Raw genomic sequence first — 14,015 nt, forward strand, 5'->3', positions numbered from 1 at the left:
TGGTCGGGAATTTCCACAGCGTCATTCCGGGATGCGCCGTCAGGCGCCGGCCCGGAATCCATCGGGCCACATGCGAAGCCGGTGAAATGGATTCCGGGCTCGCCGCTTTGCGTCGCCCCGGAATGACGACGGAGAGAGTGGAGACAAGATGAGCTTCGTCACCGGCGTCGGCCTCACATCCTTCGGCAAGCATGAGGGCCTGTCCTCGCTCGACCTGATGAGCAAGGCGGCCGAGCTTGCGATCTCCGGTGCCGGGTTGAAGCGCTCCGACATCGACGGCATTCTCTGCGGTTATTCCACGGTCTCGCCCCATATCATGCTGGCCACCGTGTTCGCCGAGCATTTTGGTATTCGTCCGTCCTATGCCCACGCCGTGCAGGTCGGCGGCGCCACGGGCCTCGCGATGACTATGCTGGCGCATCACCTCGTCGACGCCAGTGTCGCAAAACACGTGCTGGTGGTCGGCGGCGAGAATCGCCTGACCGGGCAGAGCCGCGACGCCTCGATCCAGGCGCTGGCCCAGGTCGGCCATCCCGACTACGAGGTGACGCTGGGGCCGACGATCCCGGCCTATTACGGCCTGGTCGCGACGCGCTACATGCATGAATACGGCCTCACGCAAGAGGACCTTGCCGAGTTCGCGGTGCTGATGCGCAAGCACGCGCTGATGCATCCCGGCGCTCAATTCCACGAGCCGATCACGGTTTCCGACGTGATGGCCTCGAAGCCGGTGGCGATGCCGCTCAAACTGCTCGACTGCTGCCCGGTCTCCGACGGCGGCGCCGCCTGCGTGATCAGCCGCGAGCCGACCGGCGCGCGGCGGGTTCGCATCCGCGGCTGCGCCCAGGCGCACACCCATCAGCACGTCACGGCCGCGCCCGCGCTGAGTGAGCTCGGCGCGGAGATCTCGATCGCGAAGGCGAAAGAAGTGTCGGGTGTCGCGCGCCGCGGTCTACGACAGCTTCACGATCACGCTCGCGATGCTGCTGGAGGATCTCGGCCTCGCCAAGCGCGGCGAGGCGGCCGCGCGGGTGCGCGCCGGCTATTTCAATCAGGATGGCGAGATGCCGCTCAACACCCATGGCGGGCTGCTCAGCTATGGCCATTGCGGCGTCGGCGGCGCGATGGCGCATCTGGTCGAAACCCATCTGCAGATGACCGGCCGCGCCGACAATCGCCAGGTCCGCGACGCCTCGGTTGCGTTGCTGCACGGCGACGGCGGCGTGCTGTCCTCCCACGTCAGCATGTTCCTGGAGCGCGTGCGATGAGCGAACCGATCGCTGACTGGACCAGGGGCGCGGAAGCCATCGTCTATCAGACCTGCAACGCCTGCGGCGCGCGGCAATATTTCCGCCGCAGCTTCTGCGCGGCCTGCGGCTCGCCTGATCTTGCCGAGCATCGCGCGAGCGGAGCAGGGACGGTGTATGCGACGTCACTGGTCTGCCGCGCTGCGACGCCGGAGACCCGGGCGCATGTGCCCTACAACATCGTGCTCGTGGATGCCGACGAGGGCTTTCGCTTGATGGCGCATGGCGACAACGACCTCGCCATCGGCGACAAGGTTTTGGCGCGCTTCACGCAATTCGCGGGACGGCTGGTTCCGTATTTCGCAAAGGCGAAATGAGGGGCCGAACGATCCAGTCAGAACGCGAAACCAGGCTGAATTGGTTCGCTCTTGCCCCTCATAGTTTACGGATACTATCGCCAATAAAAGACAAAGCTGGCGATGACGAGCATCGCCGTCACCGCCAGCATTTGCGCAAGCGCTTCCGAGGCCGCCCTCTTGGTGGCTTCCTTCATGCGTTTCCCCTAGACTTGGGCGTGACTCATCGTTGCGCAAATTGCGCGCACGACGGCCAGATTTTGTACTCGGAACACCCCGCGTCGAGCATTCGCTTTTGATGAGTCCCCACTCAGCGAACATCGACTGTGTCAGGGTTGTCTGGGAATGCGGCGGCAATTTGACTCGCGCGTGTTGCTCCTGCGACGGGCGGCGGATACTGTTTCGGAACCCGACAGAAACGACAGAGATCAAGGTTAGGAAATGGCCCGTATCGACTACTCCGATCCCGCGAAGGCAAGCCCGCGCACCCGCGAGATCCTCGACAAGAACCGCAACGCCAACATCTTTCGCATGATGGCGCATTCGCCGAGCTACTTTGAACAATATTGCCGGCTCGGCGGCGCGATCCGCCACAAGGGCGAGCTCGATCCGATCGTGCGCGAGCTCGCGATCACGCGCACCGGCATTCTCTGCGAGGCGCCCTACGAGATCGTCGCGCACAAGCGCATCGGGAAGAATGTCGGCGTCACCGACGAGCAGAACGCAGCGCTGGAGAACTGGCAGTCCGCGAGCTGCTTCAACGAGGTGCAGCGCGCGGCGCTCACCTTCACCGATGAGGTCGTCAAGCTGAAGAAGCCGACGGACGCGACCTTCAAAGCGATCGCGGCACTGTTGACGCCGGCCGCGCTGATCGAGTTGCAGCTCTCGGTCGGCTTCTACGTCATGACGTCGAAATTTCTCGAGACGTTCGAGATCGATATGCAGCCGGTGACGGAAGTGGTGAGCTAGGCGCGAGCCGCACTCTCTTGCCTCGCCCCGCGCCTGTCCCGCCGAAGCCTTGGCGAAGGCGGATGCGGGGAGAGGCCGGACTGCATGGAGCGAAGCGGAATGCGGTCCGGGTGAGGGGGCTCTCCGCGAGTTCGTCTCTCGGTCATTGCGCGGATGCAGCCCCTCACCCCAGCCCTCTCCCCGTAAGAACGGGGCGAGGGGGAAACAGCAACTACCCCGACGTCAGCAGATCCACCTTCGCATTCGCCACGATCAGCCGGTCGGCGAGGATTTGCGCGAGGTTGCGCATGATCCGTTCGCTAGCGCGCGGGTGCTGCTCGCGGAAGCGCTCGAAATCCCTGATCTCCACCTCGTAGGCGGTGGCCGACATGTCGGCGAGCACGTCCGCCGAGCGCTTCGGCTCCAGCAGCGCCATCTCGCCGAACGCCATGCCGGCGGTCAGGGTCGCGAGCCGGATGCCGTCGGGCAGGGTGACGTGGACGACGCCGCTGCGCAGGAAGAACAGCGAGGTCGCCTCACTGCCCGCGGCGATGATCTTCTCGTTGGGCTGGTAGGTCCTGACCGTGCAAAGCGTGGTGAGATCGGCGATCTCAGCCTCACTCAATCCCGCGAGCAGCGGCTGCTCGGCAAGCTCTGTGGTCTCAAGGAAGTCGATCGAGCCGCCATAGCGGTAGACGATCTGGTCCTCGGCCCATTCGATCGCGGTGTCGAGCAGATAGAAATCCCTGATGTTGCCGAGCCGGTTGGTCCACTCGCTGATCGTGGTCCATTCGCGCGAGGTCCGCTTGATGCCGGAGAGGATCACGGTGACGCCGAGCTCGGCCAGCTCGTGGAACGCCTCCGCCACCAGCCGGGCACCGGCGCGGGTCGTCGCGGTGACACGGCGCAGGTCGAAGATCACGAACTCCGGCCGCGGGCTGCCGGCGAGGCGGCGCGAGACATAGTCGACATTGGAGAGCGACAGCGTGCCGACCAGCTCGATCACGCGCACCTCCTGGAAGTGCTTTGCCAGGATCTCCTGCTCCTGCGGCCGGCGCACCCGGCGCGACGGGTTCTTGCCGATATTGTAGTCGGCGATGATGCTGTGGCGGGCGTCGTCGCTGCGGTTCAGCATGTGCAGGTCGTAATGCCCCGACAGCGCCTCGCAGACCTTGATGCCGCGCACGCTGTTGCCGTGCTTGTCGAGCTTTGGCGAGTAGCTGCCGAGCCCGAGCCGCGCCGGCAGCGCCGCCAGGATGCCGCCGCCGACGCCGCTTTTGGCGGGGATGCCGACGCGGTAGATCCATTCGCCAGCGTAGTCGTACATCCCCGACGAGGTCATCACCGACAGCGTGCGCGCGATCGCGTAGGGCGTCACCACCTGCTCGCCGGTCAGCGGATTGATGCCGCGGTTGGCCAGCGTCGCCGCCATCACGGCGGTATCGCGCGCGGTGACGAGGATGGCGCATTGCCGGAAATAGACATCGAGCACCGCAGGCACGTTCTCGGTGATCACGCTGTTGGTGCGCAGCAGATAGCCGATCGCCCGGTTGCGGTCGCCGGTGGCGCTCTCGGAGGCATAGACCGCCTCGTCGACATCGAGCTCGCGGCCGGCGAAGCGGCCGAGCGCCTGCCGGATGTAGTCGAATGCGCCGTCGCCCTTGTCGGCATGGAGCAGGCTGGAGCAGGCGATCGCGCCGGCATTCACCATCGCATTGAACGGGTGGTTATCAGCATTGAGCCGGATCGAATTGAAGGGGTCGCCGGACGGCTCGACGCCGATCACGCTCTCCACCCGTTCGGCGCCCAGCGTGTCGAGCGCCAGCGCGAACACGAACGGTTTTGACATCGACTGGATGGTGAAGGGCACCCTGGTGTCGCCGACCTCATAGACATGGCCGTCGAGCGTCGCGAGGCTGATGCCAAAATGGGCAGGGTCCGCCTTGCCCAGTTCGGGAATGTAGTCGGCCACCGCGCCGCCGGCCTCCGGCAGGAAGTCTGCGTAACAAGCGTGCAGAAACCGCAGCAGCGGCGGCTTCGAGCTGGACCAGGCCGTGGTGGTGGCGGTGACGGGAGGAGGCGATCGTTTCATCGCCTCCTGTTGTGCAACGCAATCAGGGCGCGCGCAACTGAGCGCGCACCGACGTCAGGTGTGAGGCGACCGGTCCGGATCGGACGCCGTTCGACGGCTGCGCTCTCCGAACCGATGATCCCAAAGCGAGCGATTGCTCGGTATTTGTTTCGTTATACGAAACGTTTCGCCCGGAAATGTTTCGCAAGCAAGACAGCGTCCGACGCAGCGCTGCTCCAAAGGGGTGGCCGTCGGAGGACGAAGTACGCGGGAATTTGGTCCGCGCGCGCGGCCGGACGGTGCGCGGTCAGGTCTCGACGATCGCGACGGCCTGGCCCTCGGCGATGACGTCATCAATCCTGACCAGAATCGACTTGATTTTGCCTGCTGTCGTCGACGTGACCGGTATTTCCATCTTCATCGCTTCGACGAACGCGATCTCGTCGCCATTGCCGATATTGCTGCCGGCCTCAACAGGAAGCGCGCAAACGCGCCCGGCAACTTCGGTCACAACCTTGATCTCTGGCATTCCACTCTCCGATACCGTCTTGCGGAAATTTCATCCGGCGAACGGCTTTTTGTTGTGGCGGCAGATTGCCTGAGGTAGCTTCTTCTGCAAGTGGAATTTTATTCCGCAAGACGGAATGGAGCCAAAACAAATGGGACGGCGCTCGGAACGGCTTAGCCGGCAGGGAATGCTCGCCAGCGAGACTGGCGATGGCGATGTCATCCAGGTGGTGTCGCGCGCGTTTGATGTGTTGCGGTGCTTCGAAGGGCACGAAGCGCGACTCGGCAATCTCGAAATCTCGAACCGCTGCGGCCTGCCGCGTTCGACGGTGTCGCGCTTGACGCATACGCTGACGCGGATGGGACAGCTCGTCTATCTGCCGCGCGATCAGAAATATCGCATCGGCCCGAGCGCGGTCGCGATGAGCACCTCGATGATGAAGGGGCTACAGCTGCGCAACCTGATCCGGCTGCGTTTGCAGGATGTCGCCGATCAGTTGCCGGGCACCGTGGGCTTCGTCATCCCCGACCGCTTTCAGCTGGTCTATCTGGAGTTCGCCCGTGCGGCGAACGCGCTCGGCCTGCATGAAGCCACCGGCAGCCGCATCTCGATGGCGACCACCGCGGCAGGCCACGCCTACACTGCGGCGCTCGATCCCGCGATCGGTGATGCGCTGATATCAGAGATGGAAGGCGAACTGCCGGACAGCGCCAAGATGCTGACGCCGCGCATCGCGGCCAACCGCCGTCATCTGCAGGAGCACGGCTACGTCGTCGCCTGCGGCCTGTGGAGCCCGCACATCAACGGCGTCGCGGTGCCGCTGTGGTCACCGCAATACCAGACCTATGTGGTCACCACGATCGGCCTGCTCTCGGCGATGTATGACGAGCAGCGGCTGCATCGCGAGGTCGCGCCGCTGATGGTCGACCTCGCCGCCGCGGTCGGCAGCCTGCTCGAAGGCGCCGACGGCGACATCTTCAGCAATCGGATCGAACGCAAGTCGCTTCCGGTGGCCGCCCATAACAACAACAAAATCATCAAGACGGAGGCAATGAATGAACTGGAAGCCGGAACTCGACGACCTCGCCCGGCGCGAAGCGTTCGCGCGGGAGATGGGAGGCGTTGACAAGGTCAAGCGGCAACGCGACCAGGGCCGGCTCACGGTTCGTGAGCGTATCGACAAGCTCGTCGACCAGAACAGCTTTCATGAGGTCGGTGCCATCTCCGGCATCGCCGAATACGACGAGAGCAACGAACTCAAGCATCTGACGCCGGCGAATTGCGTGTTCGGCCGCGCCCGGGTCGATGGCCGCACCGTGGTCGTGGTCGGCGACGATTTCACCGTGCGCGGCGGCTCGGCCGATGCATCGATTTCCGCCAAGCCGTTGATGGCGGAGGAGATGGCGCACGACTTCCGCCTGCCGATCGTCCGCGTGATCGAAGGCTCGGGCGGCGGCGGCTCGGTGAAGACGATCGAGACCAGGGGCGCAGCCAATCTGCCCGGCGGTGTCGGCGGCACGCGCTGGTACTGGTACACGACCGCCAATCTGGCGCGCGTGCCGGTGGTCGGGCTCGGGCTCGGCTCGGTCGCAGGCTTAGGTGCGGCGCGGCTGGCGGCCACGCATTACTCTGTGATGACCAAGAGCTCCGCGATGTTCGTCGCCGGCCCGCCTGTGGTGAAGCGCCTGGGTCAGGATCTGACCAAGCAGGAGCTCGGCGGCGCCGACATCCAGACCCGCGCCGGCGCGATCGATCAGGCGGTCGAGACGGAAGAGGAGGCGTTCGATTGCGCGCGGCGCTTCCTGTCCTATCTGCCGGCGTCGGTCTACGATCTGCCGCCGACCATTCCCTGCACCGACGATCCGGAGCGTGCCGAGGAATCGCTGCTGAAGGCCGTGCCGCGCAACCGCAAGCAGGTCTACAAGATGCGGCCGATCATCGATGCGGTCGTCGACAAGGGCTCGTTCTTCGAAGTCGCCGCCAATTTCGGACGGCCTGTGATCACCGGACTGGCGCGGATCGAGGGCAGGGCAGTGCTGCTGCTCGCCAGCGATCCCTTCCACTACGGCGGCTCGTGGACCGCGGACGCCTGCCAGAAGGTGGTGCGCTGGGTCGACTTCGCCGAGACCTTCCATCTGCCGGTGGTCTATCTGATGGATTGCCCCGGCTTCATGATCGGGCTCGAGGCCGAGAAGTCGGCGACTATCCGCCACGGCGTGCGGGCGATGGCGGCGGTCAACCAGAGCACGGTGCCGTGGTGCACCATCATCATCCGCAACGCCTTCGGCGTCGCCGGTGTGGTACATCAGCCGGCCAACCGCTTCTCGATGCGCTATGCTTGGCCGTCGGCCTATTGGGGCTCGCTGCCGCTCGAGGGCGGCATCGAGGCCGCCTATCGCGCCGAGATCGACGCCGCCGCCGATCCCGCGGCCAAGTTGCGCGAGATCGAGGATCGCCTCAACAAGCTGCGCTCGCCGTTCCGCTCGGCCGAGAAGTTCTGGGTCGAGGAGGTGATCGATCCGCGCAAGACCCGCTCGCTGCTCTGCGAGTTCGCGCGTCTCGCCGAGCCGATCCGCAAGGCCGGGCCGCCGAGCAACATGTCGACGCGGCCGTAGGAGCTCTCCCAATCGTCATTGCGAGGAGCGCAGCGACGAAGCAATCCATATCTCCGCAAGCGGTGACATGGATTGCTTCGCTTCGCTCGCAATGACGGTCGAAGGAGCGACCTTATCTATTCCGCTTCGCGATGCACGTCGTGGATCACGATGCCCATGCCGTTCTCGGGCATCTTGATCCATTCGCGCCGCTTCAGCGAGCGCTTGGTGTCCTCGTGTCCGCTCGCCCAGTGCTCGCGCATCGAGGTGCCGGAGAATTCGTGGTCCTTGGCGTCGCCCTCATAGGCCTTCTGCTGATAGATCAGCTGCAACAGCGTGATCCCGGGCAGCCGGCTGTTTGCTTTCTTGAGCTGGCGTTCGTCTTCCGACAGATGGTCATCGGGAATCTTTGACAGCGCGTTGTGCAGGGCCGTGCGCAGGTTGTAGGTCTTGCGGTAGACGTCGGTGTTGTAGCGGGTGCGCGACGAATACATGATGTCCTTGTGGCGGGCCATCACGTCCTGGATGTCGCGCGGCAGCGCGCCGCGCGCCGAGAACAGGTCGACCTGGAACACCAGCGAGTTGGCATTGTCCTCCTGGTCGAGCAGGTGCTGCAGCGGCGTGTTGGAGACAATGCCGCCGTCCCAGAAATGATCGGTCCCGACCTTCACCATCGGCAGCGCTGGCGGCAGTGCGCCGCTTGCCATGATGTGCTCGGGGATGATCTCGTCATGGGCATTGTCGAAATAGATGAAGTTGCCGGACAGCACGTTCACCGCGCCGACCGCAAAGCGCATCTTCTTGGAATTGATGCGGTCGAAATCGACCAGCTCGAGCAGCGAGTCACGCAAGGGCGCCGTGTCGTAATAGCTGGTCGCGGTGCGCGCACCGGCCGGGCTGAGCCACGGATTGGTCTGATGCGGGGTAAAGAAGCCGGGCTGTCCGAGCGTCGTCGTCAACCATGAGCTGGTGAAGTTGCGCGCTTTACGGAAGATGTCGCCGTCCGGGGTGTAGTGCCAGATCTTGCGGCCGGTGATGCGATCCCAGAATGTGTGCAGCCGCTCCAGCCGCTTCTCGGGCGGATTGCCGGCGATGATCGCCGAGTTGATCGCGCCGATCGAGACGCCGCAGACCCAGTCGGGTTCGATATTGGATTCGTGCAGCGCCTGATAGACGCCGGCCTGATAGGCACCGAGCGCGCCGCCGCCCTGCAGTACCAGCGCCACGCGATCGCATCCTTCGGGACGCCAGCCGGGCGTCGCGTGATCGATATCGTCGACATGAGGGGTACGCGCGTCCATATCAGACACTCCAAAAAATTGCGGCGAGAATTCAGGGTGCCGATGACGCCGTGATGACAAGTGCCGCGCCGGCGCACGGCGCATCCGCCATGCCTGCCTGCATGGTTAGCATTGGCCTGATCAGGGAAACGCGGGTCATGCCCGTGACGGAAATCCCTCATATCGCTGTCAATCTCGGCCGCTAGCCTCCGCGCAATATTTCCGAACAGGGGGTTATTGCGATGCGCAGGGAAGATCTGCTCAAGCTTCCGTCCATGCCGGCTGCCGGTCCGAGCTATCCCGCTGGACCGTACCGCTTCATCGATCGCGAATTCCTCGTCATCACCTACGAGACCGATCCGGAGCTGATCCGCGCCGGCCTGCCTGAGCCGCTGGAGCCGATCGAGCAGGCGATCGTGCATTACGAATGGATCAAGATGCCCGACAGCTCCGGCTTCGGCAGCTACACCGAGTCCGGCCTCGTGATCCCCGCGCGGCTGCATGGCGAAGAGGTCAACTTCGTCTGCCAGATGTATCTCGACGATGATCCGCCGATCGCGGCCGGCCGCGAGATCTGGGGCTTTCCGAAGAAGTACGCGCATCCCAAGCTCGAGATCGTCAAGGACACGCTGACCGGCACGCTGGAATATGCCGGCCAGCTCGTCGCGATGGGCACGATGGGCTACAAGCACGAGAGCATGGCGGGCAATGGCGACATCACCCGTGCCACGTTGTCGAAGACGCAAGTCAATCTGAAGATGATCCCCGGTGTCGACGGTCATCTCGAGATCTGCCAGCTGGTTGCGATCAACCTGACCGACATCGTCGTCAAGGGATCGTGGATCGGGCCGGGCCGACTGCATCTCGTGCCGCACGTCAACGCACCGGTCGCGGACTTCCCGGTCAAGCGCGTCGTCGGCGCGCATCATTACATCGCCGATTTGACGCTGCCGTTCGGCCGCGTCCTGCACGACTACAACAAGGACGTCGCAGAGGCGGCGGCACCGACCGGTCTCGCTGCGGAGTAGCAGCGAGGCTCGATCAGGCCGCGACCGGCTTCGCCTCCGGCGCGACCTTGGGCTGCGGCCGCGAGATCGCCAGCACACTCAGCGCGGCGATCACGCAGAGCGCGCCGGCGATGAAGAATGCCGGCAGATAGCTCGCATAGAGCGTGCGCGACAGCCCGGCGCCGAACGCGGCGGCGCCGGCGCCGAGCTGATGCCCGGCGAAGATCCAGCCGAACACCAGATTGGCGCGCTCGGCGCCGAAGCGCTGTGCGGTCAGGCGCACCGTCGGCGGCACGGTCGCGATCCAGTCGAGCCCGTAGAACATCGCAAACAGCGACAGGCCGTAGAAGGTGAAGTCGGAGTACGGCAGATACAGCAGCGACAGCCCGCGCAGGCCGTAATACCAGAACAGCAGCCGGCGATTGTCGAAGCGGTCCGACAGCCAGCCCGAGATGATGGTGCCGAAGAAATCGAAGATGCCCATCGCGGCGAGCAGGCTCGCGGCCTGCACCTGCGGAATGCCGTAGTCGAGGCACATCGGGATCAGGTGGACCTGGACGAGGCCGTTGGTCGAGGCGCCGCAGACGAAGAAGGTCGCGAACAGGATCCAGAACACCGACGATTTCGAGGAGTCGCGCAGCGTGCCGAGCGCGGCCGCCATGATTGGCGCGTTGGCCGGCGGCGGCGCGGGGAGCGGCGCGGTGCCCTCGTCGCCGAACGGACGCAGGCCGACATCGCTCGGCCGGTCGCGCATCACCATCAGCACGGCAAAGGCGGCGACGCCGAGCATGACGCAGACGAGGCCAAGCGCGACGCGCCAGCCGTAGCGATCGGTGATGGTCGCGAGCAGCGGCAGGAAGGCGAGCTGTCCGGTCGCGACGCTCGCAGTGAGCATGCCGATCACGAGGCCGCGTCGCGCAACGAACCAGCGCGTCGCGATCGTCGCGCCGAGCACCAGCGCGGTCATGCCGGTGCCGATCCCGATCACCACGCCCCACAACAGGATGAGCTGCCAGACCTGCGTCATGGCGAGCGAGGCCAACAGTCCCGACACCACGATCAATTGCGCCGCCAGCGTCACGTTGCGCAGGCCGTAGCGGTTCATCAGCGCCGCGGCGAACGGCGCCATCAGCCCGAACAGGATGAAGCGGATCGACAGCGCCGAGGAGATTTCCGCGGTGGACCAGCCGAATTCCTTCTGCAAGGGCACGATGAAGACGCCGGGCGCGCCGACGGTGCCGGCCGAGATCAGCGCAGCCAGGAAGGTGACGGCGACCATCACCCAGCCGTAATGGATGTTGCGGCGGGCGAGGGTGGAAGCAAGCCAGTTCGAGATCATTGGGCCCCGGATGAAATGCGATGAGGGTTCTATTCGTGACGCACAATATGCCACGAGGGAGCTATGGCTAAAATGCCAAAGTTCCCTCGTTTTCGGACTCGGGCGTGGGGCCGTTTTTAAACTCAGTGCGTGACCCGCTCGACGGCGATCGCGGTGGCTTCGCCGCCGCCGATGCACAAGGCGGCGACGCCGCGCTTGAGGTTCTGCGCCTCCAGCGCGTGCAGCAGCGTCACGATCAGCCGCGCGCCGGTGGCGCCGATCGGATGGCCGAGCGCGCAGGCGCCGCCATTGATGTTCAGCCTGTCACGCGGAATTCCGAGATCGCGCTGCGCCGCCATCGCGACCACCGCAAACGCCTCGTTGATCTCGAACAGGTCGACATCGCCGACGCTCCAGCCGACCTTGTCGAGCAGCTTCCTGATCGCCGGGATCGGCGCGGTGGTGAACCATTGCGGCTCCTGGCTGTGGGTGGCATGACCCTTGATCTCGGCCAGCACGGGCAGGCCATCGCGGTCGGCGAGCGAGCGCCGCGCCAGGATCAGCGCCGCGGCGCCGTCGGCGTTGGCCGAGGAGGCGGCCGGCGTGATGGTGCCGTTGGCGCGGAACGCCGGCTTCAGCCCGGGGATCTTTGCCGGATCGACCTTCAGCGGGTGCTCGTCATTGGCGATGATGCGCGGACCGGCCTTCTCGCTAAGCGTGATCGGCGCGATCTCCGCCTTGAAGGCGCCGCCCTCGACCGCCTTGCGGGCGCGGCTCAGCGTCTCCATCGCGAAAGCGTCCTGGTCGGCGCGGGTGAACTGATAGGCTTCCGCGGTGGCCTCGCCGAAATCGCCCATCGAGCGGCCGGTCTCATAGGCGTCCTCGAGCCCGTCCATCATCATGTGGTCGATGATCCGGTCATGGCCGGCACGATAGCCGCCGCGCGCCTTTTGCAGCAGATAGGGCGCGTTGCTCATGCTCTCCATGCCGCCGGACAGCACGATCTCGGCCGAGCCGGCCTTGATGATGTCGTGGGCCAGCATGGTCGCCTTCATGCCGGAGCCGCAGACCTTGTTGACGGTGGTGGCGCCGGTGGCGTCCGGCAGCCCGGCGCCGCGCGCGGCCTGGCGGGCGGGGGCCTGGCCCTGGCCGGCGGGCAGCACGTTGCCCATGAACACCTCGTCGATGCGCTCAGGCGCAAGCTTGGCGCGCTCCAGCGCCGCACCGATCACATGCGAGCCGAGCTTGTGCGCCGCGAGCGGCGTGAGCTCGCCCATGAAGCGGCCGAGCGGGGTGCGGGCGGCGGAGAGGATGACGACGGGATCGGTGCTGGTTGCCATGGCAGGATTCCCTTCAATGCCGGGGATTTGATGGAATTATTATCATCATATGATGCGCTGCAAAAAATGCAACTCCACGTCCTATGACAAAATGTCGTGTTCGCATGAGTTGGAGGGGCCGGGATGGTTCCGCAATCACCACCGTCGTCCCGGCGAAAGCCGGACCCATAGCCACCGCACTTGATGACGAACGGGATTGTGGCCCCAGCGTCGTGCAGCAAATCCTATTTCGGGTAATGGGTCCTGGCTTTCGCCAGGACGACGATGAGGATGAGGCGCAATTCAAGAGTCGAGCCGGGCGATGACAGTTGAAGATGAGGACGCAGCTTCGCGTTCTCGCGACATGATTTGTCCGAGCTTTGCTTGTCGTTCCGCCGCTCTGAGGACAGAGGGCGCAGGGAAAGCCGGGTGCCGATCGCACCCATGGGCCCCGAGCAATGGGTAGGAAGCTCGGGGGTAGGACCACAGGTGTAACCGGAGCAATCCGGCTTTCCCTGCGCGATGGCTTACGGCTTACTTCGTGCTCTCCCCGGCGAGACTGGGCTTGTTTGTCACCGCCATCGCAAAACGCTTTCGCGCTCTACGAGAGGACACCCTGCCGCTAGGGCGTCAGGACCACACGACTTCACCGTCCGTCTCATGCGCACTCGTCAGTTGCGCAATCAGCGTCCACCGCATCCCACGCCGCGTTCGTGACGACCGCGAAGCGCCCCTCGATCGGGTGAGATGAGCGAACCATACACTGAGTTGCAATTCGGATAAAGCGAAATATTTTTGCCGCGGGGGCTTGCGCCGTCGGGCAACTCAGTGGCAGGGGCCGCGCTTCCATCCACCTGTCATTCCGGGGCTCGCGAAGCGAGAACCCGGAATCCATTCCACCACCAGCATGCGGCGCAATGGATTCCGGGCTCTCGCTTCGCGAGCCCCGGAATGACGAGTTGAGAGATCGGTGCGAAGCTGGTTACCAACAATCCGAGGAGTTGATGCAAGCTCCTAAGCACTTGAACACGCAAGCCGGTCTAGAAGGAGTTGCATTGACCCAGGAACACGCTTCGTATCCACGACGGCTGCAACGGCGCTCTGGCGCTCGATCTTCGCGATCTGATTAATCTGCTTGCTCCGCGCTCGCTCGAAGCCAGCTGGACGGTTTCGCCGGTCGTGCTGCATGATCCGGCGCTAGACCATTCCTTTGATGAATTCATGATCGCGGGGCGGGGCGCGCCGGGAGAGGATTTGCTCGAGAAGTTCGCAGCCGGTGGTTCGCCTGTCAGTGGTGCGCTGCTTTCAAAAGCCGCACACGAAACAACTCAAGTGATCTGGGGGGCAGTTTGTTGGCACCCTTCCAG

10 protein-coding genes and 1 pseudogene are annotated in these 14,015 nt (G+C 64.7%); 6 read left to right on the forward strand and 5 right to left on the reverse strand.

Going from position 1 to position 14,015, the window contains the following annotated elements:
• Window positions 1-148: 148 nt before the first annotated feature.
• From JQ573_RS01285 to JQ573_RS01295, 3 genes and pseudogenes are all read left to right on the forward strand, one after another.
• Window positions 149-1,268: pseudogene (locus JQ573_RS01285) on the forward strand (thiolase family protein).
• Entirely contained in the window at window positions 1,265-1,624 is a 360-nt protein-coding gene (locus JQ573_RS01290) for a Zn-ribbon domain-containing OB-fold protein (RefSeq protein WP_212315044.1), read from the forward strand. Before JQ573_RS01285 ends, JQ573_RS01290 begins: the two are co-directional and overlap by 4 nt.
• Before the next feature lie 420 nt (window positions 1,625-2,044).
• Window positions 2,045-2,572, forward strand: a complete 528-nt coding sequence (locus JQ573_RS01295; RefSeq protein WP_212315043.1) for a carboxymuconolactone decarboxylase family protein — start codon at window positions 2,045-2,047, stop codon at window positions 2,570-2,572.
• A gap of 211 nt (window positions 2,573-2,783) precedes the next feature.
• Here JQ573_RS01295 and glsA read toward each other — a convergent pair whose 3' ends face one another.
• Together glsA and JQ573_RS01305 are read right to left on the reverse strand one after the other, a co-directional pair.
• Window positions 2,784-4,643, reverse strand: a complete 1,860-nt coding sequence (gene glsA / locus JQ573_RS01300) for a glutaminase A (protein WP_212315042.1) — start codon at window positions 4,641-4,643, stop codon at window positions 2,784-2,786.
• Between the two features lie 286 nt (window positions 4,644-4,929).
• Window positions 4,930-5,151, reverse strand: a complete 222-nt coding sequence (locus JQ573_RS01305) for an acetyl-CoA carboxylase biotin carboxyl carrier protein subunit (RefSeq protein WP_212315041.1) — start codon at window positions 5,149-5,151, stop codon at window positions 4,930-4,932.
• A 130-nt stretch (window positions 5,152-5,281) separates the two neighbouring features.
• Here JQ573_RS01305 and JQ573_RS01310 point away from each other — a divergent pair, with 130 nt between their 5' ends.
• Together JQ573_RS01310 and JQ573_RS01315 are read left to right on the forward strand one after the other, a co-directional pair.
• Window positions 5,282-6,256 (forward strand): IclR family transcriptional regulator, encoded by a 975-nt coding sequence (locus JQ573_RS01310; protein WP_212315040.1) that lies wholly within the window; start codon window positions 5,282-5,284, stop codon window positions 6,254-6,256.
• Entirely contained in the window at window positions 6,186-7,745 is a 1,560-nt protein-coding gene (locus tag JQ573_RS01315; protein WP_212315039.1) for an acyl-CoA carboxylase subunit beta, read from the forward strand. Before JQ573_RS01310 ends, JQ573_RS01315 begins: the two co-directional genes overlap by 71 nt.
• Before the next feature lie 116 nt (window positions 7,746-7,861).
• Here the strand turns inward: JQ573_RS01315 and JQ573_RS01320 are convergent, their stop codons facing one another.
• Window positions 7,862-9,025, reverse strand: a complete 1,164-nt coding sequence (locus tag JQ573_RS01320; protein ID WP_212315038.1) for a patatin-like phospholipase family protein — start codon at window positions 9,023-9,025, stop codon at window positions 7,862-7,864.
• Between the two features lie 221 nt (window positions 9,026-9,246).
• Here JQ573_RS01320 and JQ573_RS01325 point away from each other — a divergent pair, with 221 nt between their 5' ends.
• Complete coding sequence (locus tag JQ573_RS01325; protein ID WP_212315037.1) at window positions 9,247-10,032, forward strand: acetoacetate decarboxylase; 786 nt, start codon at window positions 9,247-9,249, stop codon at window positions 10,030-10,032.
• 13 nt (window positions 10,033-10,045) lie between these two features.
• On the opposite strand, the gene JQ573_RS01330 is transcribed toward JQ573_RS01325, so the two are convergent.
• Together JQ573_RS01330 and JQ573_RS01335 are read right to left on the reverse strand one after the other, a co-directional pair.
• Window positions 10,046-11,350: an MFS transporter gene (locus JQ573_RS01330; RefSeq protein WP_212315036.1), complete on the reverse strand. Its 1,305-nt coding sequence runs from the start codon at window positions 11,348-11,350 to the stop codon at window positions 10,046-10,048.
• 122 nt (window positions 11,351-11,472) lie between these two features.
• Complete coding sequence (locus tag JQ573_RS01335; RefSeq protein WP_212315035.1) at window positions 11,473-12,669, reverse strand: acetyl-CoA C-acyltransferase; 1,197 nt, start codon at window positions 12,667-12,669, stop codon at window positions 11,473-11,475.
• Window positions 12,670-14,015: the final 1,346 nt, after the last annotated feature.

This window comes from Bradyrhizobium sp. AUGA SZCCT0105, from assembly GCF_018129565.1.
In the GTDB taxonomy this organism is placed as follows: domain Bacteria; phylum Pseudomonadota; class Alphaproteobacteria; order Rhizobiales; family Xanthobacteraceae; genus Bradyrhizobium.

What these genes read in the sequence shown, in the direction of transcription:
- JQ573_RS01290 (WP_212315044.1), top strand. Translation starts at nt 1,265, where the DNA reads ATGAGCGAACCGATCGCTGACTGGACCAGGGGCGCGGAAGCCATCGTC.
- JQ573_RS01295 (WP_212315043.1), top strand. Translation starts at nt 2,045, where the DNA reads ATGGCCCGTATCGACTACTCCGATCCCGCGAAGGCAAGCCCGCGCACC.
- glsA (WP_212315042.1), bottom strand. Translation starts at nt 4,643, where the DNA reads ATGAAACGATCGCCTCCTCCCGTCACCGCCACCACCACGGCCTGGTCC.
- JQ573_RS01305 (WP_212315041.1), bottom strand. Translation starts at nt 5,151, where the DNA reads ATGCCAGAGATCAAGGTTGTGACCGAAGTTGCCGGGCGCGTTTGCGCG.
- JQ573_RS01310 (WP_212315040.1), top strand. Translation starts at nt 5,282, where the DNA reads ATGGGACGGCGCTCGGAACGGCTTAGCCGGCAGGGAATGCTCGCCAGC.
- JQ573_RS01315 (WP_212315039.1), top strand. Translation starts at nt 6,186, where the DNA reads ATGAACTGGAAGCCGGAACTCGACGACCTCGCCCGGCGCGAAGCGTTC.
- JQ573_RS01320 (WP_212315038.1), bottom strand. Translation starts at nt 9,025, where the DNA reads ATGGACGCGCGTACCCCTCATGTCGACGATATCGATCACGCGACGCCC.
- JQ573_RS01325 (WP_212315037.1), top strand. Translation starts at nt 9,247, where the DNA reads ATGCGCAGGGAAGATCTGCTCAAGCTTCCGTCCATGCCGGCTGCCGGT.
- JQ573_RS01330 (WP_212315036.1), bottom strand. Translation starts at nt 11,350, where the DNA reads ATGATCTCGAACTGGCTTGCTTCCACCCTCGCCCGCCGCAACATCCAT.
- JQ573_RS01335 (WP_212315035.1), bottom strand. Translation starts at nt 12,669, where the DNA reads ATGGCAACCAGCACCGATCCCGTCGTCATCCTCTCCGCCGCCCGCACC.